This window comes from Acinetobacter sp. 251-1 (assembly GCF_030329305.1).
GTDB lineage: Bacteria > Pseudomonadota > Gammaproteobacteria > Pseudomonadales > Moraxellaceae > Acinetobacter > Acinetobacter piscicola_A.
In genome coordinates this window covers 152,509-176,648 of record NZ_JACANS010000008.1, presented here as the reverse complement: position 1 = coordinate 176,648, position 24,140 = coordinate 152,509, and the positions used below count along the sequence as shown (strand labels likewise).

General features: G+C 37.4%; 25 protein-coding genes. 14 read left to right on the top strand and 11 right to left on the bottom strand.

Annotated features, from left to right (window positions below; all coding sequences use genetic code 11):
* Window positions 1-155: 155 nt before the first annotated feature.
* From HX129_RS08690 to HX129_RS08680, 3 genes are read right to left on the bottom strand one after another with little or no spacing between them, the layout of a single operon-like run.
* The gene (locus HX129_RS08690; protein ID WP_286434814.1) at window positions 156-1,226 is read right to left on the bottom strand and encodes a DUF6670 family protein; all 1,071 of its coding nucleotides are present in this window, start codon (window positions 1,224-1,226) and stop codon (window positions 156-158) included.
* 20 nt (window positions 1,227-1,246) lie between these two features.
* Window positions 1,247-2,074, bottom strand: coding sequence for a CDP-diacylglycerol--serine O-phosphatidyltransferase (gene pssA, locus HX129_RS08685; protein WP_130074401.1), 828 nt, complete (start codon window positions 2,072-2,074; stop codon window positions 1,247-1,249).
* 37 nt (window positions 2,075-2,111) lie between these two features.
* On the bottom strand, window positions 2,112-2,969 hold the full coding sequence (locus tag HX129_RS08680) for a 23S rRNA (adenine(2030)-N(6))-methyltransferase RlmJ (RefSeq protein ID WP_130074400.1): 858 nt from the start codon (window positions 2,967-2,969) through the stop codon (window positions 2,112-2,114).
* A 114-nt stretch (window positions 2,970-3,083) separates the two neighbouring features.
* Between HX129_RS08680 and HX129_RS08675 the strand changes: the two genes are divergently transcribed.
* The gene (locus HX129_RS08675; RefSeq protein WP_180047944.1) at window positions 3,084-3,686 is read left to right on the top strand and encodes a 2OG-Fe(II) oxygenase; all 603 of its coding nucleotides are present in this window, start codon (window positions 3,084-3,086) and stop codon (window positions 3,684-3,686) included.
* 94 nt (window positions 3,687-3,780) lie between these two features.
* Window positions 3,781-4,308, top strand: coding sequence for a hypothetical protein (locus HX129_RS08670; protein WP_130074398.1), 528 nt, complete (start codon window positions 3,781-3,783; stop codon window positions 4,306-4,308).
* Between the two features lie 66 nt (window positions 4,309-4,374).
* Here the strand turns inward: HX129_RS08670 and HX129_RS08665 are convergent, their stop codons facing one another.
* The 5 genes from HX129_RS08665 to HX129_RS08645 form a co-directional block, all read right to left on the bottom strand.
* Window positions 4,375-4,626 (bottom strand): DUF2789 family protein, encoded by a 252-nt coding sequence (locus tag HX129_RS08665; RefSeq protein ID WP_174493349.1) that lies wholly within the window; start codon window positions 4,624-4,626, stop codon window positions 4,375-4,377.
* Window positions 4,627-4,835: 209 nt separating this feature from the next.
* Window positions 4,836-5,072 (bottom strand): DUF2789 family protein, encoded by a 237-nt coding sequence (locus HX129_RS08660; RefSeq protein WP_130074396.1) that lies wholly within the window; start codon window positions 5,070-5,072, stop codon window positions 4,836-4,838.
* Between the two features lie 210 nt (window positions 5,073-5,282).
* The gene (locus HX129_RS08655; RefSeq protein WP_130074395.1) at window positions 5,283-6,269 is read right to left on the bottom strand and encodes a malate dehydrogenase; all 987 of its coding nucleotides are present in this window, start codon (window positions 6,267-6,269) and stop codon (window positions 5,283-5,285) included.
* A 169-nt stretch (window positions 6,270-6,438) separates the two neighbouring features.
* Window positions 6,439-7,101 carry a ribonuclease T2 family protein gene (locus HX129_RS08650; RefSeq protein ID WP_130074394.1) on the bottom strand — a complete coding sequence of 221 codons (663 nt, stop codon included), beginning with the start codon at window positions 7,099-7,101 and terminating at the stop codon, window positions 6,439-6,441.
* 45 nt (window positions 7,102-7,146) lie between these two features.
* On the bottom strand, window positions 7,147-9,135 hold the full coding sequence (locus tag HX129_RS08645) for a lytic transglycosylase domain-containing protein (protein WP_286434815.1): 1,989 nt from the start codon (window positions 9,133-9,135) through the stop codon (window positions 7,147-7,149).
* A 264-nt stretch (window positions 9,136-9,399) separates the two neighbouring features.
* Here HX129_RS08645 and miaB point away from each other — a divergent pair, with 264 nt between their 5' ends.
* From miaB to HX129_RS08620, 5 genes are all read left to right on the top strand, one after another.
* Complete coding sequence (gene miaB, locus HX129_RS08640; RefSeq protein WP_130074392.1) at window positions 9,400-10,854, top strand: tRNA (N6-isopentenyl adenosine(37)-C2)-methylthiotransferase MiaB; 1,455 nt, start codon at window positions 9,400-9,402, stop codon at window positions 10,852-10,854.
* Window positions 10,855-10,892: 38 nt separating this feature from the next.
* Entirely contained in the window at window positions 10,893-11,969 is a 1,077-nt protein-coding gene (locus tag HX129_RS08635; protein WP_130074391.1) for a PhoH family protein, read from the top strand.
* Between the two features lie 33 nt (window positions 11,970-12,002).
* Window positions 12,003-12,488 (top strand): rRNA maturation RNase YbeY, encoded by a 486-nt coding sequence (ybeY, locus tag HX129_RS08630; RefSeq protein ID WP_286434816.1) that lies wholly within the window; start codon window positions 12,003-12,005, stop codon window positions 12,486-12,488.
* A 178-nt stretch (window positions 12,489-12,666) separates the two neighbouring features.
* Window positions 12,667-13,776: a mechanosensitive ion channel family protein gene (locus HX129_RS08625; RefSeq protein ID WP_180046435.1), complete on the top strand. Its 1,110-nt coding sequence runs from the start codon at window positions 12,667-12,669 to the stop codon at window positions 13,774-13,776.
* 5 nt (window positions 13,777-13,781) lie between these two features.
* The gene (locus HX129_RS08620; RefSeq protein WP_286434817.1) at window positions 13,782-14,402 is read left to right on the top strand and encodes a DUF3841 domain-containing protein; all 621 of its coding nucleotides are present in this window, start codon (window positions 13,782-13,784) and stop codon (window positions 14,400-14,402) included.
* 7 nt (window positions 14,403-14,409) lie between these two features.
* On the opposite strand, the gene HX129_RS08615 is transcribed toward HX129_RS08620, so the two are convergent.
* Window positions 14,410-15,294, bottom strand: a complete 885-nt coding sequence (locus HX129_RS08615; RefSeq protein ID WP_286434818.1) for an energy transducer TonB — start codon at window positions 15,292-15,294, stop codon at window positions 14,410-14,412.
* Between the two features lie 219 nt (window positions 15,295-15,513).
* Here HX129_RS08615 and HX129_RS08610 point away from each other — a divergent pair, with 219 nt between their 5' ends.
* The 6 genes from HX129_RS08610 (at window position 15,514) to HX129_RS08585 (ending at window position 19,747) form a co-directional block, all read left to right on the top strand.
* Window positions 15,514-16,194 (top strand): hypothetical protein, encoded by a 681-nt coding sequence (locus tag HX129_RS08610; RefSeq protein ID WP_174493354.1) that lies wholly within the window; start codon window positions 15,514-15,516, stop codon window positions 16,192-16,194.
* Window positions 16,195-16,341: 147 nt separating this feature from the next.
* Window positions 16,342-17,046, top strand: a complete 705-nt coding sequence (locus tag HX129_RS08605) for a DUF3108 domain-containing protein (RefSeq protein ID WP_130074385.1) — start codon at window positions 16,342-16,344, stop codon at window positions 17,044-17,046.
* A gap of 102 nt (window positions 17,047-17,148) precedes the next feature.
* On the top strand, window positions 17,149-17,724 hold the full coding sequence (locus HX129_RS08600) for a xanthine phosphoribosyltransferase (RefSeq protein ID WP_130074384.1): 576 nt from the start codon (window positions 17,149-17,151) through the stop codon (window positions 17,722-17,724).
* Between the two features lie 135 nt (window positions 17,725-17,859).
* Window positions 17,860-18,735, top strand: a complete 876-nt coding sequence (locus HX129_RS08595) for an acyl-CoA thioesterase (protein WP_286434819.1) — start codon at window positions 17,860-17,862, stop codon at window positions 18,733-18,735.
* 2 nt (window positions 18,736-18,737) lie between these two features.
* Window positions 18,738-19,181: a hypothetical protein gene (locus HX129_RS08590; RefSeq protein WP_286434820.1), complete on the top strand. Its 444-nt coding sequence runs from the start codon at window positions 18,738-18,740 to the stop codon at window positions 19,179-19,181.
* Window positions 19,182-19,351: 170 nt separating this feature from the next.
* Window positions 19,352-19,747 carry a hypothetical protein gene (locus HX129_RS08585; protein WP_286434821.1) on the top strand — a complete coding sequence of 132 codons (396 nt, stop codon included), beginning with the start codon at window positions 19,352-19,354 and terminating at the stop codon, window positions 19,745-19,747.
* 339 nt (window positions 19,748-20,086) lie between these two features.
* Here HX129_RS08585 and wrbA read toward each other — a convergent pair whose 3' ends face one another.
* On the bottom strand, window positions 20,087-20,680 hold the full coding sequence (gene wrbA / locus HX129_RS08580; RefSeq protein WP_286434822.1) for an NAD(P)H:quinone oxidoreductase: 594 nt from the start codon (window positions 20,678-20,680) through the stop codon (window positions 20,087-20,089).
* 113 nt (window positions 20,681-20,793) lie between these two features.
* On the opposite strand from wrbA, the gene HX129_RS08575 reads away from it, so the two are divergent.
* Entirely contained in the window at window positions 20,794-22,038 is a 1,245-nt protein-coding gene (locus tag HX129_RS08575) for a YihY family inner membrane protein (protein WP_130074379.1), read from the top strand.
* 284 nt (window positions 22,039-22,322) lie between these two features.
* Here the strand turns inward: HX129_RS08575 and HX129_RS08570 are convergent, their stop codons facing one another.
* Window positions 22,323-23,684, bottom strand: a complete 1,362-nt coding sequence (locus HX129_RS08570; RefSeq protein ID WP_180046441.1) for a trimethylamine monooxygenase — start codon at window positions 23,682-23,684, stop codon at window positions 22,323-22,325.
* Between the last annotated feature and the right edge of the window lie 456 nt (window positions 23,685-24,140).

The following is a 24,140-nucleotide window of genomic DNA, read 5'->3' as shown; positions in this document are numbered from 1 at the left end:
CAACCAAGTCATTGTTTTATCAGAAGTTTTAATCTTCATCACCGCCGATGGATGTGCATTCTACAGTATTTCAGATATGACGCAACCCCTTTTTTGATTTATTTTTTAAAAAGCTTATCGCTTGCTTGTTTATTCTACAATTTTAGCTGTTTTTGTTATTTTTTGAGCGTACATGGCATGATATTCATTGCTTCATTCGCTTTTTTTTCGTCATTTTCTTTTTCTTGCCACTTTAAAGGACGACAATCAATGTATTCACAGTAGCCACTTTCTCCTGTTTCTTCAATTCCATCAATATTTACACAATATTTAAAACTACCGACATAACCTGCTGCTAGACCAAATTTATAATCACCACGGCTTTCTGCATGGATTTCTATTTTTCTATTTCCATTTTGAAAAGTCCAATAAAACTCTCGTGGTAAGTACATTTCTTGGTGATTAGGTGTTTTTACTTTTGGATACACTCGCAAAATTTTGAAATGAACATCTTCATCAAACATCTCAGCGATTGAAGTTTGCGCATCTCTAAAATAAATACGCGACTGTACGATTTGATTAAAGTTATTACGAATCTGTCCTAACAACAATTGACGTTGATTTTGCAGGTTAATAATTTGATAGGTAAAAAAACACAAAGGTAAATAAGGAATATTGATTGCGCGAGCATATTCAAATGAACCCATTTCATCAATGTTGTAACTTTGTCCCTTGTAACTCAGTTCACCTCGACAATGACACAGCAAAGACCAATGATTAAAAATACCTAATTTCAGTTTGGTGAAATGTGAAATGATCGGGGTAGTTTGAATTTTAAGATCAAAACTCAGCTCGTCATCTTGGCGTGTTAATCGAAAAAATGGAAAAGTACCTTGTAATATTTCTTTATTTGCAAATTGATAAAAATCTGATTTGAAGTTGCAATCATTTTCAATGGAATAAGAAGAAAAATGCCCAGCCATATGCGCACTACAACTTACAATAATCGTTGCTGTATCCAAAGCTGTAGTGTGAATCGCATCTTGATTACGTAATATAGGAATGTTGGATTGCCCAATGATGCTCAGGAAATTGAGGTAATATAAAGGTGCGGGTAGATTAGGAATCATCAATCCTTGATGAATAATTTTAAATCGTCCACGTTGTGGATGATAATCGAGCTTCAGCGGAAAAGGAGCTTGATTGAGCTGTTTGGATTCATCGATAAAATTCATGAACAACTGCATATCAAACTCCTATTTTTTTATTAGCTCACCGCATTTTTTCTAGCCAGAAAAGTGGTTATAAATCCAGACATGGCATAGATAATTGAAATAATAAGAATGCCTACAGGAATATTATAGGTCACTGCTGCCAAAATAAATACAGCGATTGGTAACACGAAAAATGGGACACGTTTACGATCAACAGTTTTAAATGAATAATATTTGATATTGGAAATCATCAATAATCCTACAGCGACAATAATCACAGCATTGACAATTTGAATACCGATATCTTTCAAATCAAAAATAGCGGGAAAATCTCGTCCAACCCAGACCAATGAAATGATCATCACAGCAGCTAATGGACTTGCAACGCCAATAAAATAGCGTTTATCGACTACACCGATTTGCACGTTAAAACGTGCTAAACGAAATGCAGCACATGCGGTATAGACAAAACATGCAGCCAAACCGATGCGACCGAGATCATGTAAACTCCAACTGTACATTAGGATTGCAGGTGCAACACCAAATGCCAGTAAGTCAGAGAGCGAATCAAATTGTTCACCAAATGCACTTTGCGCACCTATTGCACGGGCTACACGTCCATCTAAACCATCAAATAAAGCAGCAAGGAAAATTGCATAAATCGCTTGGGTAAAATCACCATTCATACTGGCAATAATTGAGTAAAAACCCGATAACAATGCAGCAGTGGTGATTAAATTTGGCCACAAGTAGATCCCGCGACGTTTGACCTTTTCCCCTTCATAGGTATGCTCCACTTCTTCGACTTCAAAGGTAATGCCGTCAAAAGCATGATCATCGTGCGAAGAAGGATTGCTTTCAGGTTTATTTATATTTGTCATTGTTCGATCCTACTGTGACCTTTTTCATCAATTTTGCTTATTCGCCAACTAACCAACGTACTGCTGCATGACCACCATTTTCACTCATACGTAAATGTGGAAATAGCCATTGTAAAGCTTCATCAGCATCTTCAGAGAATTTCCAAGGTGGATTAATCACCAATAGACCACAACCATTTAAACCTACAGGCGTGTCATCTGGCCAGACACAGACTTCACACACCAACTGACGGCGAATACCTGTTTTGATCATTTTCTTTTCAAAGCGTTCAATCATGGCACGATCTTTAATTGGATACCAAACTGCAAAAATACCTGTAGGCCATTTTTTATAAGCTGCAACTAAAAGTTCTACCAATTGAGGAAAATCTTTACGTTCCAACTCATATGGTGGATCAATCATGACCAACCCACGTTTTTCTTTCGGTGGAATCACACCAAGTAAGCCTTCATAAGCATCACGCTCATGTAAGCCTGCACGTTTGTCACGAATATTATAATAAAGCTGTTGAAATACATCTCGTTGCATTTCAAAAATAGTGGCTTTATCTGTTTCACGCATACCTTCAAGTGCAAACCACGGCGAACCTGGATATGCCCCTTTGCCTGAACCTGCACGCATATCTTCAACAATTTTAAGATATTGTTTTACGCCTTCAGGCGCATTACGCTTAATCGAGTCATCTAATTTAACCAAACGGTGAATACCATTTAAAAATTCACCTGATTTTTGTGCTTCTGCAGTCGATAAATCGTATCTACCCGCACCACCATGCGTGTCTACATAACGATATGGTTTATCTTTGCCATTTAAACGTGCCAAAATTTGCAGCAATAACACATGTTTCATGACATCAGCAAAGTTGCCTGCATGGAAATGGTGACGGTAATTCATGTTTTGATTCATTCCTAAGTTCAACAACTATTTTAGCACGAAAAAATATTTCTTCACTGTCCCGTTCTTGTTCTAAAATAAAGCCTTTATTTTTTCGTTATTTTTTGGATATGTATGGATGTGATCTTTCTCCCAAAGTCTTGGAATGTTGATCAAATTTTAGATGATTTAGATCAACACGGTTTCGCCATTATTGATGATGTTTATCCCACAGACTATTTACAAGCACTTGTACTCGAATGTACCACCCACCTTAATGAATTTCGTGCTGCTGCCGTTCAAAATGGTGTCATCAGCAATATTCGTAGTGATCATATTTTATGGATCAATGACAATTTAGACATTGCCCAACAACATATCGACACATTAAAACAACTCTCCAATACATTAAATCGTTATTTTTATTTAGGAATCAATGAAGTAGAAGCACATTTTGCTTGTTATAATGCAGGCGAATTTTATACTTTACATCGTGATAATCCACAAGGTAAAAATGGTCGAATGATCTCCGCTGTGTATTATTTACATAAGCAATGGCAAGATGATTGGGGTGGTCAATTACATCTACAAGATAAAAATAATCAATGGCACTATATCCACCCTAAACCCAATCGTCTTGCGATATTTCAGAGTGATTTATTACACGAAGTCATTGAAGCTAAACATCAGCGTTTATCCATTACAGCATGGCTGCGTTCAGATCAGCAACTATTATAAGTTTTACGCTTTGTTCTTTTTAGCTGCTCATTATCTTTAAATTTAAATATTCATCCTCATATATAGCGCTATTGAAAAATGAGGATGAAGGCGCATGTTTGAAAATACAAAACAAATCATTGCACGTATTGGTGAAACAGACCAAATGTATTTGCAAGAAAACACGCCTGAACTCGCTTTGGAACGAGCTGACTTACGCTTGCAATTGGTGGTACTTAGCCATGTACGCCAAGAACAAATTCATTTTCTACAAGAAGCCATTGTATTGCTTGAAAGTGCACGTGTGGAATATGAAGAAATGCCGATGAGTTTATATCTCAAATTGTCGCTACATTTAGCTAAAGCCTATATGTTGTATTTTGAAATTACTCAAGAAAATCGTTTTGCATTAATTACGCAGCAAATTTTAAAACCATTAACACCGCATGAGCATAATGAAATTTATTTCTTCCTTGCTTATGCCTCTGCGGTTAAAAATGAATTGGCCTTAACACGACATTGGCTCAGTAAATATGTGAAAACTGAACAATGTGATGTAGCATTATTGCAAGAACATCCTGCCTTTAAACAGGTACGTCAAAACACATGGTTTAATGATTTAATTCAAAATAAATTACATTAAGCTTTGAATTTAAAACAAAAAAAGATGGTGAAATACCATCTTTTTTTCAGTTTGAAATAAATACTTTTAAGCCGTTTGTAGTTTATAGGCATCCATGTGTAATTGTTGATTTAGTTCATCAATCCACATTGCCCAATCATCATCTTGAACCAAATGACTGATTAAAAAGTCACGTTGTGATTTATTCCAAAATGGCGCGTCATGCAAATTTTGACTAGATGTTAATTGATGAGTACGAATATAGAGCTCAATTGCAGCAGGACTATTTGCCAAACCGAGCTGAGAAAATAATAAGGCTAAAGATGGTTGAGTGTTCATGAGCTTCCTGCCCTCCCTCGGTAAATTTTTATCGTTCAAACATTTATGAAGCTTATCCAATAAATTTATATCAATAAAATTGTATTTCCTTATACAACCAACTTATAAGAATTTAGACAAAAAAAATAGTCCTAAGACTATTTTTTGTTGTTTCAATTTGTGATTAATTTTCACACACTTATAGAAAGCATAGACATTCTATTTAAAATCTAAGACTTATCTGCCAATAACTCGTTCAGTTCATCAATCACCAAAGCCCAATCGTCATCTTTACGCCAATGGCTTGCAATAAACTCACGCTGTGAATCACTCCAAAAACTCGCTTCATGTAGCATCGCCCCTTGTGGTAGCTGATGTGTTGCAACAAATTGATCAATTGAAGCCTGATCTGAATCCAATCCCAATTGATCAAATAACAATTTAAGTGTCGGTTGTTCATCAAACATATTATTTTCCTGCGTTGCTTATTGTTAAAGTTTAAATTGACGATATCATTTTTAAAATTAACTGTTTTTTATTCTAAATTCAGCATGATCTTGCTTTATTCTTGTTATTGTTTGTTAATCATTTTTATCAACGAATACCAATAAAAAGCACCCCAAAATGGAGTGCTTTTTTTAATTCAATCTAAAAGATCAACGATCTTAAAAATTCAATTATTTAACCATGTCAGCAACTGCTGCACGTTCGCCTTCTAACTCTTCTAAAGTGAAGTTGATACGTTCACGGCTGAATTCGTCGATTTCAAGACCTTGAACGATTTTGTACTCGCCATTTTCGCAAGTTACAGGGAAACCGAACATTACACCTTCAGGAATACCATAAGAGCCATCAGAAGGAATACCCATCGTTACCCATTCACCGTTTGTACCAAGCGCCCAATCACGCATATGGTCGATCGCAGCGTTTGCAGCAGATGCAGCAGAAGATAAACCACGTGCTTCGATGATCGCAGCGCCACGTTTACCAACAGTTGGAAGGAATACATCTTTGTTCCATTCTGCATCATTGATTTTGTCTTTTAAGCTTTCGCCGTTTACTGTCGCAAAACGGTAGTCAGCATACATTGTTGGAGAATGGTTACCCCAAACAGTCATGTGTTTGATGTCAGAAACTGCAACGTTCGCTTTTTGAGCAAGTTGAGTTAACGCACGGTTGTGGTCAAGACGTAACATTGCTGTGAAGTTTTTCGCAGGAAGATCTGGTGCAGATTTCATTGCGATATAAGCGTTAGTATTTGCAGGGTTACCTACAACAAGAACTTTAACGTCACGGCTTGCAACTTCATTCAATGCTTGACCTTGACCGATGAAGATTTCACCGTTCACTTTAAGTAATTCAGCACGTTCCATACCTGGACCACGTGGACGTGAACCAACTAAAAGTGCATAATCAGCATCTTTAAATGCAACTTTAGGATCATCAGTACCGATCATGCCTTCTAATAATGGGAATGCACAGTCGTCTAGTTCCATCATTACGCCTTTAAGCGCAGCTTGAGCTTTCTCAAATGGAACTTCTAATAATTGAAGGATAACTGGTTGGTCTTTACCAAGCATTTCACCACTAGCGATACGGAATAATAAGCTGTAACCGATTTGACCTGCAGCGCCAGTAACGGCAACACGAACTGCTTGCTTCATGTAATTATCTCCAATTGAGGATCGTTAATGTGATTAAAGGACTATTTCCATTTAATCGAATTATCATAAACGCCAAAGATTGTACTCCAATCTTTGGCGTTATGCATTTAAAAGAAAATGATTTTCAACAAAAGTATTATAGGAAAAATAAATAAGTGCTTTCAAAACCTTAATAGGCACCTTTTATGGAAAAACTATTTGGGCAATTTGAAACTAATTGACTTGAGCATTGTTTATATTGACCATTTACTTTGTAACAGACTTCGATTTCAGTCAAAATTGTGCTTGATCGACTGCTTTGGCAAATAAAATTCAGACTATTTGAAGGCAAACTTGGGTTCAGTTTAGTAAATTGTGCTTTTAATTGATTGTGATACACCACTCGACTGTCTGCACTGGTCAGATCAGCAGGAATTTTTAATTTTTCAGCCAAATTAATCATTGTCCTAAAATATTGGCTCGCATTCATGGGGACACACCCTCCAACACTCGCCCAAAGTTGGGTTCGTGCATTTTGATCGGGCATCACACGAGCAACAACTTTAGATTGTAGTGGCGTAAGTGTTGCAGATGAAGATGTTTGGCAATCTTTTTGTGTGGTTTCAGGGAGTAAACCTGTAATGGTCAGTGAATAGCCTTCTAAACATTTACGTTGCTTTTGTTTAGAGCTATCCAAAGCACAAACCGCTGGCGTCAACTGTATTTGCATTACATAACCTTGTGGTCGTGCGGGTGCAGCAGATGCATCCATTTTAAATAAGAAAAATCCTGTGCAGATCAATACCCACACACGAATTTTTCTTTTCAAGCGATTCAACACAACGTTCTTCATTGTAACCATGCACACAAAAATTTATTACAAAATCATCCAATTCTGTTATTCAAAAGCCCGAATGGCAATATTTGGCATACGGCTTTCAATGACTTGTGGTCCTTGCCCGAGTAACATGCCGTAATGTACCGCATTGGTCATCACATTTTTTACATAATCGCGTGTTTCATTCAGTGGAATCGCCTCAGTATATTGATCTGCGGCTAAACTGCGATCATTTGGCTGCCAACGTTTAGCACGGTTTGGGCCTGCATTATACCCCGCTGTCGCTAAAACAGGATTATTACTTAACTGTTGTTGAATCATAGATAAATAATATGTGCCATAGCGAATGTTGGTATTTGGATCACTCAGTGCGGCAGGATTATAGGTTTCACCCATTTGTCGTGCAACTTGCTTTGCTGTCCCTGGCATGATTTGCATCAGACCACCTGCCCCCACATGTGAACGAGCCGCAGTGACAAAACGACTTTCTTGACGCATCAAACCATATGCCCAAGCAGGGTCAATGCCAACATTACGACTGTGACTGACAACCAAAGATTGATGTGGTGTGGCATAACGATACGTATAGTTATGCTTTTTCTTAGTTCGATCTGCTGCATAAATTGCACGATCATACCACCCCATATTCGTCGCACGTTGTGCAGCAGCAAGCAATAAACCATCATCTTGTTTTAAATACGCTTGGCGCACTGCCCAGTTCCATTCACGATTGGTATAACTCGGATTGGCATTGATATTTTTTAAGGCAAATGCACGGCGGAAATGAATATCTTGATTCAAACGTTGCACATCGCTTGACGATGGTTGTTCCTGACTCAAACCGTCATTATATTTTTGACCAATATGATCTCTTGCTAAGAGATTATGGTAATCATCGCCTGACATTGCCAAACGTTTAAAAATTTCTTCGGCAGTCTTTTTCGAGGATTTATCACCCCGTTGTTCAGATGCACGTGCTAACCAATATTGCCAACGATCTTCTTGTTTCTGCGTGACACTCATGCTGTCTATAGCACGAATGACACTTTCCCAAGCGCCAAAACGAATGGCTTGTCGTGCATAAATCTCAGCCTCTTCTGCACTAAATGGCACACCATAACTGGCATCTAAACTTTCTAAGACTTGGCGATTGAAATTATTTTTCATCACCGTTGTCCCGCCAATATAACCGACTGTACGGTATAAATACTTTTGTACTGTATCTGGCACACCCTGAGCAAGGCGTGGCACAGACTGTAAGGCAGAGGTTAAATCAGTGTCCGCAGCACGCCCTAAAGCAAATATCATATAAGCATAATCTGTAACATTAGCTTTAGGTGCTGTCCATAAATAATTTAATGGATTGGCTTGAATCTGATTAAGTTGTGCCAATGAAAGATTAACACCGATCGACTGTGCGGTAGCAATGGCTTGTCCAGACTGCCCCGCACGAAGCTGTGCATAGAGTCGCTGTTGACGATCTTCAGCCGTCAATAACGGACTAGACAACATTAAACGACCTAAGCCATTACATGATTCAGGTTGAGAATTGGTCGCCAACCAAACATCTTTAAACTCAGCAAAGACTAAGGAATCGCCTGTTTTGGCACGTACTTGTGCCATAGCACAACTTTCTGCTTGGTCTGGATTAGACACATAAGCCAAAACAGGTTGAGCACTCGCAAAGTCGGCTTGTTTCACTTTTTCTTCGACATAATCTGCAGCAAGCTTTTCTGCCATAGCAGACTGTGGGTAACGCTGTGCAAAGCTCACAATATTTGCAGCAGGTTGAAATGCTAAATTTGAATTTAACGAGAAATATTCCGGGTAATATCCTAATGCATCATTTTGCATGCTGATACGATATTGTTCTAGGGCACTTGGATTATTGGCGTTGCGAAGCGCGTCATTGAATTGTTCTTCTACAGCCTGCGTGACTTGTAAACCTGCACATGCAACTAAACCTAAAACACACGATGTTATTTTATTTTTTTTGATTGATTTTTGATTTAACACGTTTTCTCTCACCAAGGTATTGTTATCTTGCATGGTTAACCTTTTTCAACATCGCACGAAATAACGTGTAGTTTAATTATTCTCATGCTTTTCTACTGTTCTGTTGTGTAACCTTATGATTCAACGTTATTAATTTTATCCATTTTTCGTTCTTTTTTAGCATGATTTGAATATTCATCTTACTGTATAGATTTTTATTATGGCTTTGTATGTAAATACTGTAAAATGCGCTACTTTATTGGTTTGACGAAACGTCACTCCATTTAATTTTTGGTTTTATATAGGATAAACACCTCCATGACGGTTCAAACCTTCATCCCCAATGGTGCCAAAGCTGCCTCAGAAAACACTGTTCTCCAGCCACAGCACACCCCAGCAGACGGTACAGTGAAAAAACTGTATATCGAAACGCAAGGGTGTCAGATGAATGAGTATGACAGTCATCGTATGGCAGATCTTTTAGGCGATTCACACGGTTATGTACTGACCACTGATCCTAAAGATGCAGATATTCTCCTAATGAATACCTGTTCAATTCGTGAAAAAGCACAAGAAAAAGTGTTTTCTGAATTGGGTCGCTGGCGCAAACTGAAAGAACAAAATCCAGATTTAGTGATTGGTGTCGGTGGATGTGTTGCTTCGCAAGAAGGTGACAATATTCAAAAACGTGCGCCATATGTCGATATGGTTTTTGGTCCACAAACCTTACACCGTTTACCACAAATGCTTGATCAACATCATGATCAAGTCGAAAAACCAAAAAAAGAAAAAATTAAATTGGTCGATATTTCATTTCCAGATATTGAAAAATTCGACTTTTTACCTGAGCCACGTGTGGAAGGTTTTAAAGCTTTTGTTTCGATCATGGAAGGCTGTTCAAAATACTGCTCTTTCTGTGTTGTACCATATACACGTGGTGAAGAAGTTTCTCGTCCACTTGATGACGTTTTAGCTGAAATCGCAGGTTTAGCTGAAAAAGGCGTGCGTGAAATTAGCCTTTTAGGTCAAAACGTGAATGGTTACCGTGGTGAAACCTTTGAAGGTGAAATCTGCACCTTTGCAGATTTACTGCGTTTAGTCGCGGAAATTCCAGGGATTGGTCGTCTACGTTACACAACTTCACATCCACTTGAATTTAATGATGATTTGATTCAGTGCTACCGTGACTTGCCACAAATGGTTTCACATTTACATTTGCCTGTACAAAGTGGCTCAAATGATGTGTTACAAGCAATGAAACGTAACCATACTATCGATGTTTATATCGATAAAATTGCGAAGTTACGTAAAGTTCGCCCAGATATGCATTTATCTTCAGACTTTATTATTGGCTTCCCTGGTGAAACTGATGCAAATTTTGAAGAAACTTATCAGTTTATTCAAGATTTAGATTTTGACCATTCTTATAGTTTTATCTATTCAAAACGTCCAGGTACGCCAGCATCTGAACTTGCAGATGAAACGCCTGAGTCTGTCAAGAAAGAACGCTTGGCTAAAGTTCAACAATGGATTAAACAATCCAGTATTGAAAAAACTGATGCCATGCTTGGAACCATCCAACGTGTTCTAATTGAGAGTGTTTCCAATAAAGATCCTAATTTATTGGTTGGAACTGCAGACAATACACGTTTAGTAACATTTATTGGCGATGCGAATTGGGTGGGACGCTTTGCAGAGATTGAGATCACAGAGATTAAAACCTTAAATTTAGTTTATGGTGAACTCTTGAATCTTGAGCCTGACGTGTCGTAATGTAGAGCTATCCATTAAGCTTATAAAAAGGATATCTCTTGACTGCCGAAATTCGACGTACAGTAGCTTTTCCTGGCATTTCTATGGAACGTTTAAAAAGCATGCTTGGTGCTTATAACAGCCATATGAAACAAATAGAACAACGTTTAGAGGTCAAAATCTCCCATCGAAGTGAAGCTTTTTTTATCGATGGGAAATTAGATGCTGTTGAAAGAGCAGAAATTTTATTGCAACGTTTATATGACGAAGCTGAATTTTCTGCTCAAATTAGTGCAGATACCGTTCACCTCATGATTCAAGGCAGTCAAACTGACCGAGAGTTACAAGCTGATTTATCAGATAACGAACATACAGGGCTTGAAGCCATTTGGCTGCAAACTCCTAAAGGGCGTGTTAATCCACGCGGCATCAACCAAAAACGTTATGTACAACGTATTTTACAAAGTGACATTTCTTTCGGGATTGGTCCTGCAGGTACGGGTAAAACCTATCTTGCTGTTGCTGCCGCAGTCGACATGCTTGAGCGCAACGAAATTCAAAGAATTTTACTCGTCCGTCCTGCTGTTGAAGCGGGTGAAAAGCTGGGTTTTTTACCTGGCGATTTAACTCAAAAAATTGACCCCTACTTACGCCCACTTTACGATGCCTTGTATGAAATGCTTGGCTTTGAAAAAGTCGCAAAATTAATTGAGCGTCAAATCATTGAAGTTGCTCCCCTCGCCTATATGCGTGGTCGTACTTTAAATCATTCTTTTGTTATTTTGGATGAAGCGCAAAATACCACACCTGAACAAATGAAAATGTTTTTAACGCGTTTAGGTTTTGGTTCACGGGCTGTCATTACGGGGGATATTACCCAAGTTGACTTACCACGTGGTCAACAATCAGGTCTTGCGCATGCACTGCGTGTACTTGAAAATGTCAAAGAGATTCATATCACACGTTTCCATTCTCGTGATGTTGTCCGTCATCAATTGGTGCAAAAAATTGTTGAAGCTTATGAAGGATGGGAAGGTGAACAACACCGTTTAAGTTCTGCTGCACGTGCTGAGCGTAAAGCGCTACAACAAGCCCTCATCGCAGATAATGATCTCAAAGCAGATGCACAGGACTAAAACGTTATACATGGTTAAAGTTAAGGATTCATTTTGAAACTTAGTTTATCGTTACAACAAGCGTTTGAGGCACCTGAATTGGTGCTCAAACGTGCCTATGTGAAAAAAGTCGTTGAAACGACACTGCGCTTTATTGATACGCAAAGTGATTGTGAAATTGGTATTGCCTGCGTCGATGTCGATGAAAGTCACAAACTCAATTTAGAATATCGTGGCAAAGACAAACCGACTAATGTGCTGTCTTTCCCAAGTGATTTGCCTGATGAAATGGCTCAAATCTTAGATACATTCCCCATTGGTGATTTGGTGATTTGTATTCCTGTGGTTTTACAAGAAGCGTTTGAACAAGAAAAAACACCGATTGAGCATTTCACCCATATGCTGGTGCATGGCACTTTGCATTTAATGGGTTATGACCATGAAACTTCTGAAGCTGATGCTGAGGAAATGGAAGCTTTAGAAATTGAGATTTTGGCAAAATTAGGTTTCGATAATCCTTACACCATCAAAGAAAGTTAATATCAACTTTCCTTGCAAGATAAGTAATGTCAACATTGCTTATCTTGCTTTTATTTGAGAATAGGAAAATCGTTACACTTATACGGTAAAATTACAAAAGTTAGTTCTATCACCGCAAACACCTTTTATCTATACTGTCAAAGTCCCTAAAAATATTAGATAATTCATCACTTAAATCATGTTCGACCGCCTATTCAACGAGTTTTTAGATGCCCTCAAACGCAGTATCTATTTAAGTATGGGTGCGCCAGAGAATCACGATTTAGATTGGGATATCCTTGCAGCTTCAATATTGAGCAAGCTCTTTATTGTCGTCATCTTAATCGCATTTTTTTGGCTACTGAGTCGGGTTTTACGGCTTTTTGTTCGCTATATATCTAAAAAGTTTAATACTAATCCAATCATTACAAACATCATCAACAATACCATTCACTTTTTTTGGTTACTTGCCTCAGTCATTACGATTCTTTCGCAATTTGGTTTGTCTGAAAAATACTTACAAGCCGTTTCACGCGCTGCGATTGTTTCCTTGATCTTTTATATGATTTGGATGCTATTTACCAAACTCACTATGCGTTTCTTAGATCGTTTTTATATTGATGATTCGTTAAAACAACTGTTACGTAACATTATTTCTGTGCTCCTCGTCATTTTTGGCATCGCAGCCATCATGGCACAGTTTGGCTTTAATATTATTTCGATTATGGCAGGTCTTGGGATTGTCGGGATTGCAGTGAGTTTCGCCGCTCAGTCCACATTGTCTAATTTTATTGCAGGTATTACAATTTTAATAGAACGCCCTTTTCATATTGGCGACTGGGTGCGTATTAATAAATTTGAAGGAAAAATTACGCAAATTTTACTCAGAACGACCCATATTCGTAACCGTGATAATTTATTGATTATTATTCCAAACTCAACCGTTGCCAATGCCGAGGTCACCAATTTAACTGCGCATGAAAGAATGCGTTTTGAAAGTTATTGCCGTATTTCACTGCATGAAGATATTGAAAAAGCACGTCAAGCTATTTTAATGCGTTTAGACCAAGAAGATGAATATTTAAAAACCCCTGCACCGAGTGTTGATGTGCGTGAATTTGCAGAATCAGGCATCGTGCTGATTGTGCGTTATTGGCTCGAACCCTATCAAATGGAGCGCTTACCTCGTATTCAAGAAAAGTTACTAGAACACGTCAAAGAAGCCCTGCAAGATGCCAAAATTGAAGTACCCTATCCACATCTGCAATTACTGCCTCAACCTTTTTCAAAGCAAAATGAAAATGAATGAAATACATGAATGAACAAAACACGTTAACCACATTGTGGACAATTCAAGACTATTCTTTTTATGAGCAAATTTTGCAAAATCAAACTATTTACCCATACTATTCAGACCACGTAGATCGACATTGTGTACATGGCTACCAATGGCTTATCCAGCAAATGAATATGCGTATTGGGGCTTCATCTCAATATGCCAGTTGCCCAATTTGGGCATGGTATCAATGGCAATCATCGACACAGAAGCGCCCTGATTTGAGATATTCAGGACATTTAAGCAAAGGAAGCAAAGCGGTTCGCATCGAATTTCAAAAGAAAAGCCATGAGATTTTATTGTCTGATTTTGATTTATGGCATTATCCTTATTCTTTTAAATCATATATCCCTTGTTCAACAGCAGATGAAATTCAATTTAATGAAAAATTAAAAAAATTAGGGCTAGAAGATACTGATTTTTATCAATTACCTAGAGACATTAAACAAGAGATAAAAACCAGTTGGCAACATTGTTTTGATTTAAACTTTGACCATACTGAGTACAGCCGTATCGCTGAAAATAAATGTATTCAAGCCACTCTTTGGTCACTGAGCATTGATGAAATCGTCACAGTCGATGAATTTATTGCTCGTTAAAATGTCCTCAATGCACTTCAAACTCAGATTCAGCAGGATCAAAACGCCAAGTTCGTATAATTCTCAGCTCAGAAATATCTTTCATATTGGCATCAAAATTTCCAAACGGCGCACCTTTACGCACTGAGTTTTTTGCAGCTTCATCTAAAATTGGATGCCCTGAACTTTCAATCAAACGAATCGCACGAATCCCGCCTGAAGCATTCAAGATCACCATTAAACGAACTTCACCCGATAAGCGTTGTTGTTTTGCCTCATCAGGATAATAACGGTTACCATACAATTCTACTTTGGCACGAAACTTCTCCAAATAAGCTGCTGAAGCGTCTTTTTTCGCTTGAATACCATCCACAGTTTTAATTTTTTGCTGTTTACTAAAATTTTGCTGTTTTTGTAAATATTGTGCTTCTAAACTCGCCACCATGGCTGCTTTGGCTTGAAATTGACTTTGCAGCTCATCCATGGCTTTTTTACGTTCATTTTGTTCTGCTTGTTTCTGCCAACTGAGCACAGTCATCAATACTTTTTCTTCAAACTTTAATTCACGCTTTTGCTGTACTTTTTCCAACGCTTCTAACTCTTGCTCACCAGCGCTTAGATCTTTTGTCTGTGCGGGCATATCACTCGACATACGGTGCTTTTCACGAAATACACCAGAGCCTTGTTGATCTTCTTGCGCTAAAAAGTCTGCATCTTTGACTTCATCTGCACTTGGGCGCAAGGTCACAGCAATGTCTTTGCTATGATGTAAATCATGTTCTTTGGGCTCAGCAAACTGTAATGAAATAAAAACCAGATGCAGTGCAATCGCCACTACGAAAGCACTTAAGAAGATATTGTCTTCCCACCAAGGTAAAAAAGCCTTAGATGAAATCTTCATTTTTTTAAACATGACAATTGACCGCCATTCCCCAACTGAATCAAAAATAAAACTATTTTAGCATTACACTTTTAATACTTTTCAGTGCTGCTTTTAATAGAAAATATATCATTAGAATAAAACGTTAAAATGGTGCATCTAAATTTGCTAAACTGCAAGAATAAAGCTTGGAAATTTTAAACAAATCGACAAGATACACCGAATAAAATGAAGCTGATTTGGAACTCACTTATGCCGTCGCTACTTTCTAAGATTGCTCAACGTATTCAACGTATTTACCAAAAAGCTGGGGATTTTATTGAAGAAGAACGTGAGTTCCCTATATCACAGGTTTTTCTCAATGCTACTTTTCAACGTTTTGTCACTGACAATGTTGAAATTTTAGAAGACTTACATGCTGACTTACATAATGATTGGCTACGTTTATATGCAACATTGAATGTTAAAGGCATGCATCTAGTCTTAGGCGTAGATCTTAAACTCATTCAAATGGAATTTAACAAAGACATGCAACTCATCGTCTTTGAACAAATTAGCAATACCGAAGTCATTGAAGCAACTTATCCCAATTTTTTCTATAAGCTTGGGGTTAATGCTGCATTATTTTTCTATCAAAAAATTCTAAAAAAAGACCCTTTGGGCATGATTTTAGAAAAATTTAATGTATTGACTGTCAAAGATGAACTTTTGCATTTAGACCTTAATCGTTGGCTTGGTGACAAACGCTCAATTATGGATACCCTAAACAAAGTCCATATTAATCATGCTGAACTGAGAGAAACTGAACTTGTGGTCATTGGCAATGTCAATCTCATGGCACTATTTAACAAAGTAGGGAGTAATGACTGGGATGACGACTCCGCCGAGGATGATTTTATTGAAACGGATGTCACACCAATTCAACAAAAATAGCTTAAGCCCATGTTTAAAATGAAAACTTTGAAATAGATGTATGCAAAATAAATACACAAATTCACATATTTTGCTTAAATTCTAAGTTTTTCTCCTTAATTCAGTCGCATAATAGCCACATCGCGTCAATTGCATAGGATATTCCTTATGGCAACACAATTAATGAAAAAAATGAGTCTTACCACAGGGCTTGTTGCAGCTATATGCTTCACAGGTTTTTCAAGCCATGCTCTTGCCATGAGTCCATTCCAAGCCACTTACCAATTTTCCTATAATGGTAAAAATATGGGTTCGGCTACCCGTACCTTGAGCAAAAATGGTAACAATTGGAGTTATGTATTTGCAGCTAAAGCAGCAGCCATTGCCTCTGCCACAGAAACCAGTAATTTTTCTTTAAACAATGGTCAAATCCAATCCAATAACTTCAGTCGTACCAGTAAAATTTTGGTTCATAATGACACTATGACCATCAAGTTTAATCCAAGTACCAAAACTATTAACACCAATAAAAGTAATAAAGCCCGTTCTTTTGCTTGGAAAGCAGGTGCATTGGATGAGTTAAATGCTGAGTTACAAGTTCGTGAAGACTTAAAAGGTTCAGGCTTAAAATCAAGCTACCTCATTGCAGATGCTAAAGGTTTAGACACACGTCATTTTGTCAAACAAGGTAATGAGTCTGTCAAAACCAGCTATGGGACCTTCGATACTATTAAAGTCGTACTCACTCATGATAACAAAACCAAACAATCGATTTTTTGGTTAGCACCGAAGTTGGATTACTTACCTGTAAAAATGTCACACCAAGATGGTAAGACATCTTATAATCTTTCTCTGACAGGCTATAAAAAATAAGCTATTTTCCACTTTTCGTGAAATTGAGCTTGCTTTTTTCTTGGTGCTTTTTAAAATACGCCTTTGCTTGAAAAAGCACCTTGCCCTTAGAGGATTCTTCCCGTGTACGCACTAGAACAGAAAATCTTGGCTGAAGGTATCGTTCTATCTGATCAGGTTCTGAAAGTCGATTCTTTTTTAAACCATCAAATTGATCCTGTTATGATGCAGCAAATTGGTCAGGAATTTGCGCGTCTATTTAAAGATGCAGGTATTACCAAAATTATTACGATTGAAGCTTCAGGTATCGCGCCAGCAGTAATGGCAGGACTTGAGCTTGGTGTTCCCGTGATTTTTGCACGTAAATACCAATCTTTAACGTTAAAAGATGACCTATATCGTTCTAAAGTTTTCTCATTTACTAAACAAGTTGAAAGCACCATTGCGATCTCAAAAAAGCATATCAGTGCAGGTGATAAAGCCCTTGTTATTGATGACTTTTTAGCAAATGGTCAAGCTGCTTTAGGACTTGCTGATCTTATCCATCAAGCGAATGCTGAAGTTGTCGGTATTGGCATCGTGATTGAAAAATCATTCCAATCAGGTCGCCAACTACTTCTTGATAAAGGTTACCGTGTTGAGTCTTTGGCACGTGTTGAATCTTTAGCAAACGGTACAGTTACTTTCGTTCAAGAATAACTGTAACTGTTTAAAATTGGGCGCTTTAGGCGCTCTTTTTTATTTCTGATCGAAAGGATAAATACTTTATTCATTCATTTCTTAAGTTGACTCGACTATATTATTTACAAATACAAAAATTAGGTCATCGCCAGAATGGATTCACTCACACAGCAACTGACGCATTTATTAAATGTGCAACAAATTGACCAATATCTTTTCCAAGGTCAAACCAATCAACTTTTTGGTTCACATTTATTCGGCGGACAAATTTTAGCACAAGCTTTGATTGCTGCCTCTAAAACTACAGACCGCCCTGCACACTCACTCCATGCTTATTTTATTCGTAGTGGTCGCACCGATTTACCGATTTTATTTAAAGTTGAAAATTTACGAGATGGTTCAAGCTTTTCAGCACGACAAGTTCACGCATTACAAGATGGTAAAGTCATATTTTCAGCAATGCTGTCTTTTGCGCAACCAGAACAAGGTTTAGAGTTTCAAATTTCAGCACCTGACTATCCTCACCCTGACACACTCATCCCTGAACAAGAGCATAAAATGATGATTGTGAATGATATTCCTGAAAGTCGCCGTGCCATTGTGATGCAACAATTTAACTTATTAATCCACCCTGTTGAATTTGCGAATCCATTTCACCCCATCAAAGCAGGTACAAAATATGCTGAATACTTTAGAAGTTTTGATAAAATTGAAGGTGAATTAGATACTATTGCAATGCATCAAGCCATTGCAGCTTATTATTCTGATTATAATTTACTCACCACATCTTTACGTCCGCATGGTGTAAGTTACGCCAACGGCGGTGTGCGCAGTGCAAGTTTAGATCACACCATACATTTTCATCATCATTTTCGGGTCGATGAATGGATGCTATATGACATGTATGCCACGCGCTCTAGCCAAGCACGCGGTTTAAATTTTGGTGAAATGTGGCAAAATGACCGTTTGGTATGTAGCGTTAGTCAAGAAAGTTTGATGCGTCAACGTACGTTTAGATCAAATCAGTAAAAATGATGAAAACCAAAATTATTCTTATGTCGGTGCTCTTATTGGCATGTACGGGGTTGATTGTATATTTCTTTACCCCAACCAAAACGATTTATTTACATCCTGAGGCAATAGGAACTTTGTATGATCAGCATACTAGACGCCCTTTAGCGTATAAGACGGGAGATATTGGTTATTACATAGCTGCGGATCATCGCTTCGAAAAAACCTTATCTGCTCAAGGTGCTTTTCAACTGCCTGCTTTTGAAATTCATTATAAATTTTTTAGACCCAATATGCGTAAGCTAGAAGGTCCTTTACAAATTTATATCGCCTTTGAAGGCTATGAAGGGAAAATTTATGATTATTCAGAAGTGTACTGGCAGCAAGTCCCTGATGAAAAAAATTCACCGCATATTTTCAATAAAATCAATGTCGGAAAAATTTATTTAAACCCTAAAAAATAATCAAAAATTTCTTTGTATTTGTTACATGAATGATAAAAATCAAGTGTTTGAATGAGTTACAATTTAGATGTCATAAGATTGAAATCATGACTTCAATTCAATCTAATAATGAATAGCATCAACAGAATAGACAAAGGCAAATGGACTTTATCCGAAATGAGTACTGATCAATGACTGATGAAATGGTTGTAATCTGCCCTAAATGTGGTTCAAGTGAAATCGAAACACGTAATCATGAACAACTACTGCAAAAAGCAGGTGGCGTACTGCTTAGCTCAGCGGGCGCAGCAGCAGGAACTGTCGGCGGAGCTGCTTCAGGTGCATCGATTGGCGCTGCGATTGGAACTGTTGCAGGACCATTAGGCGTGATTATGGGAGGCACGATTGGGACGTTTGTCGGTGCAATCAGTGTCGGAATCACAGGTGGATTTTTAGGACATCGCTTTGGTAAGAAAGCGGGGGTGATGGTCGACCAGAATATTTATTTAGATTATGTATGTAAAAAATGTAAGCATCGTTTTAATATAACGACCAATACAAATGCAAATCAAAAACAACTCAAATAGAGCCCCATTCAGAAAAATACTTTGTGCATTACAAGATTCAATTTTAGAAAGTGAAAGTCACTCACTTTCTAATTTCATCCAAAATGAAATGAAATGAAATTACTTTGATCTCTCTGCCTTCTATTGAATCATCGAATGAATAGCATTGATCAAAAAACCATTAAAAAGTCTTAGGATCAATTTTCATATCATTAAATTGGGTATTTTTAATCATTTTCCGATTTTCTAAATCAGCATTTTGAACATATTTTTTTGTTTTAATTCGTATTCAATACATAAAATAATGGCTCTCTAATCAACTCATATAAATACTGTAGACCAGAGAACCTTGCACACATATTAAAGTGCCATTTTTTTCACCACTTTACCCAAGCGTTTGCCTTGTGCTTCACATAAAACTTTTTCATCTTGGCTTAAACTTAAATCATGACGTGGACCACTCACATGAGTTGCACCATACGGCGTCCCCCCTGTTTTTGTATTCGACAATGCAGGCTCTGCATTGGTTAGACCCATGATCATCATGCCATGATGGAACAATGGAGGCAGCATCGTTAACAGTGTACTTTCCTGACCACCATGCATTGAACCCGAAGAAGTAAAGACACACGCAGGTTTATTATGTAAAGCACCATTGAGCCAAAGACTTGTGGTCTGATCCCAAAAATATTTCATTTCAGATGCCATATTGCCAAAACGTGTTGGTGAACCTAAGGCTAAACCTGCACAATTTTGTAAATCATCCAAAGTACAATAAATATCACCTTCTTCTGGAATACTGGCTTGCGCTTCTGTCACCACGGTTGATAAATTGGGTACGGTACGTATTTTTACAGCAACCCCTGCTGCTTCAATACCATTGGCAATTAAATGTGCCATTTCTTTGGTTGCACCATATTTACTGTAATACAGAACTAAAACATACATTTGCATAATTTTTTAAAGATGTAAAAAAGAAAACTATACGGTATTTTTCTGTATTTTTGGTTAAGCTGTAACAGTAAATCTAGATAAACATGATGAAAATAAATTGAGATAGACAAAATATGATGAATTTACTGAAAAAGCTCCCCTTTTATGACAAAACTTGGTTTCAGTTTATTCTGTTTGTGATTCGTCGTTTTGAAGCGGATCGTTGTCGTGATCAAGCAGGCTCTTTAACCTATACCACGTTATTTGCTGTTGTCCCGATGTTGACGGTTTTTCTAGTGATTATCTCCTCGATTAAAGCACTTGAACCCGCTCGACAGCAGTTGCAACAAATGATTTATAGTAATTTTTTGCCAAAAACCAGTATTGCTTTTGACAAAGCCTTTAACGTTTTTACGCAAAACTCGAGCAACTTAACCGTAATCGGGATACTTTTCCTCTTCATCACCACCGTGATGATGCTAACCAGTATTGAATCAGTCTTTAATCGTATTTGGCGTGTCCAAGAAACCCGCAATGGTATAGTCGGCTTTATGCGCTATTGGACGATTATTTCTTTAGGACCAATTTTGCTCGGCAGTGCATTTGTGATTTCATCAACTCTTGCATCAATGAATGTACTCAGTAACAACTTTGCAGGTTACCAAGTGGATGGCACAGCATTATTATGGATTATCTCTTTTGCCTTAACGGTGCTCGGCTTTTTCATTTTATATTGGACTATTCCAAACCGTAGTGTACCCGTAAAAGCTGCAGCAATTTCAGGTCTATTTAGTGCCATTGTTTTTGAATTACTGAAAAATTTGTTTGGTTTCATTATGACCAACTTTACCAGTTATACCATTGTTTATGGTGCTTTTGCCGCAGTACCTATTTTCCTATTATGGATTTTTATGTCATGGAATATTGTATTACTAGGGGTTGAAATCAGTTATGCACTTACTGCATTTCATACAGGTAAAATCCAAACTCGTCATCCTATTTTAATGTTATTAGACGTTTTAGAGTTATTTTATCAGAAGCAAAAAAGTGGCAAAGCTGTGAGTGATGCAGAAGTGCTAAAAATTTTGGGCCGTGGTGAAATTGGGCGTTGGCCTGCTTATGTCAGCATGCTAGAAAAACAAAATTTAGTGACACGGACAGACAATAACGAATATGTATTGGCACGTAATTTAGACACTATTGATTTTTGGACATTTTATACTGCCTTACCTTATCCACTACCACGCCGTCAGGACGTTGGAAATATTCACCCTGATGATGTTTGGATGCAACGTATTGGTCCTGCCTTGATTGAGTCGGATGAATACTTGGCTGCGAAATTGTCAATTCCACTTTCAACAATTTTAGAGAATAAATAGCAAAATCAAATCTCTTCTGAGATGATCCATTGTTTTAAGCTCAATGGATCTACTGGTTCCACTTTAAGCGGTATTAGTTCTTGTTTTGTTAACCATTGTTAATGATCTATACGGTGAAAAGAGGCAGCATCTAAATGATATAAATAACCATAAGTGCGACCTTGTAAACTGACCACTAAAATTGCCAATAAAAAAGGGCTGTAAAACTACAGCCCTTTTCATCTTAAAATATTGACCCATATAATTTTTCAACTATGCATTGATATGAATCACATGCTGAAAAATTATATGGCTTGCTGCTCTCGATTTTCACTCTCAAGATAAGCCTCCAAAGAGTCATCTAAAGCATATAACCACGGTGTATGATGCGGTTTCGACATTTTACCCGTCATGACAGAACGATAAGTTTTATCTCTAAAGTTCATAATGCCTTCTTTTTTATGCTTTTTCCATTGCATAAAAATATCATTTACGGCATCAATGTCAAAACTAGGATAATCGGTGGCTGCTATCAATTGTTTGATATATTCGCCTTGGAATTTCACCATTTGCTCAGGCGTTTTTAACTTACTTTCACGTGCCATCCACATTTGAGAGTGTGCTTGCATGTCAGCCGATGGAGGTAATTCAATTTTCCCCATGATAATGTCACGCACATACCAAGCTTGTGCATCGAACATATTGAAGGTATACCACTGGTCTTGCATACCCAAATAAAATAGTTTTGGATTATTTTCCCAAACCACGCCTTGATATAAAGATTGTGGATACAAGCAATTGTGCGTTTTGAGTCGTAAATCTTCCGCCATATAAGGAAAATGGTGCAAATAACCCGTACACAGGATAATCGCATCAATTTTGGCAGAACTTCCATCACCAAAATAGGCTGTATTTTCATCTACTTTTAGCAGATGCTGCTTTTCAGACCAGTTTTTTGGCCATTTATAACCCATCGGTTGACTACGATAACAACTATAAATTTGCTTTGCACCATATTTATAACATTGTGAACCAACATCTTCGGCAGAATAGCTACTTCCAACAAGCAGCACTGTTTTACCTTTAAATTCAACAGCATCACGAAAATCATGTGCATGTAGAATTCGACCATTGAATTGATCAAAACCTTCATATTCAGGAACTTTAGGTGTAGAAAAATGTCCTGAAGCAACTACCACATAGTCAAACTGTTCCGAATACACTCGATCTTGTGTGTGGTCACATACGTAAACTGTAAATTTTTCCGTTACTTGATCATATTCAACATGACGTACTGCTGTATTAAAGCGAACCTGATTTTTCACACCAGCCTTTTCAACACGTCCTTTGATGTAATCCCAAAGTACCGCACGTGGAGGATATGAAGCGATTGGCTTTTTAAAATGTTCATCAAACGTATAGTCTGCGAACTCCAATGCTTCTTTTGGTCCATTAGACCATAAATAACGATACATACTTCCGTGTACCGCTTCGCCATGTTGATCTACACCTGTACGCCAAGTGTAATTCCATAGTCCGCCCCAATCGTTTTGTTTTTCGAAACATACAATTTCTGGAACTTGTAGACCTTTGGACTTTGCTGATTGAAATGCTCTTAATTGAGCCATGCCACTAGGACCTGCTCCGATAATTGCAATTCGGGTCATTGCTATCTCCATTAGTTTTTGAGTTCTTTGAAAAAGCTCCTAAAATGATGAGTTTAGCTAGCATTCAGATGCTACAGACATCATTTTTTATGATAAAAAAATAAGAACAAATAGAATCTGAATTTCAAGATCAACATCATCTTTTAAATTAGGATGCAGAGACAAATGAATATGAGTTCTTAGAGAAAAGTACATTGTTTATCCAACAAGATATCTCTAAATAAGAATAAAACTCATACAAAGAATAGACACCATATCACAAAAATAGATTTTATTTACCGACATCCATCAATTTAATGAATAATAATTTGTTACAACAGTTTCTAAATATTTCAAATAGTTATTTTTAACAATCGTAAAAAAAGCAGATCAAGTTATACTTAATCTGCTTTTCATCCATCGAATCTGTACTGAATCAAAATCAAAACAACATCAAATTCAGATGTAATTCCAAGT